Below are 736 nucleotides of genomic sequence, written 5' to 3' on the forward strand. Positions count from 1 at the left end.
GGCCTGGCTGTACATCGTCACCGGAGGGCATCGCCGATGAAACTGTTCGACTGGCTCAAACACGATCCCATGGGCGATTTTGAAGACGGGGCCGACCTGAATACCCGGAACAAGCGCCGCAATATCATCGTGTTCTCATCGCTCGCGTCCGTTGTGATGCTCATCATTGCGGCGGCAGTGGTGTACAACAAGTCGGCATCGAGCGCGGAAGTTATCGCGGACGAGGCCAAACCTATTGATTTCGGCGCGGTGATTGATACAGAGTTCACCGCCAAAGATAACCAGTCCGCCTTGTCTGCCCAGCAGGTGACGTTAACGTCATTGCAAAAAACCATTGATGACCTGGCCAAGGCGGTGAAAAACCACGGTGACAGCAATGAATCTTTCCGGCAGACCGTCAAGCGGGAGCAGGAAGCAATAGCGAAAGGGATTGCCAGCCAGATGGCGTACTTGGAAGAGACCTTGACGGAAAAAATGCAGTCAACGCCCCTGCCAAAGCAAGCAAGTACGGTCACAAGTGATGAGGTAAAAAGAGGCCGATACCTTGGGCAAAGTCAGGCTGCGCCGTTTCAACCCACAAATTATGGTGCATTAGAAAAAAGTGGGGGCAATTCAAACAACAGCCAGCGCATCGGCGGGCAAGGCGGTATCGACCATGTCTCGCTGACCTGGGCCAACGATGAAACCACCGTCCGTAAACGTACCATCGAAAACTACGTGCCGTCAGGCACCGTGG

1 pseudogene is annotated in these 736 nt (G+C 54.2%); it reads left to right on the top strand.

Going from position 1 to position 736, the window contains the following annotated elements:
- Positions 1-36 precede the first annotated feature (36 nt).
- Positions 37-736, top strand: a pseudogene (locus C9J12_RS30260) (TrbI/VirB10 family protein); the annotation flags it as partial.

The sequence above is a fragment of the Photobacterium frigidiphilum genome (genome assembly GCF_003025615.1).
In the GTDB taxonomy this organism is placed as follows: domain Bacteria; phylum Pseudomonadota; class Gammaproteobacteria; order Enterobacterales; family Vibrionaceae; genus Photobacterium; species Photobacterium frigidiphilum.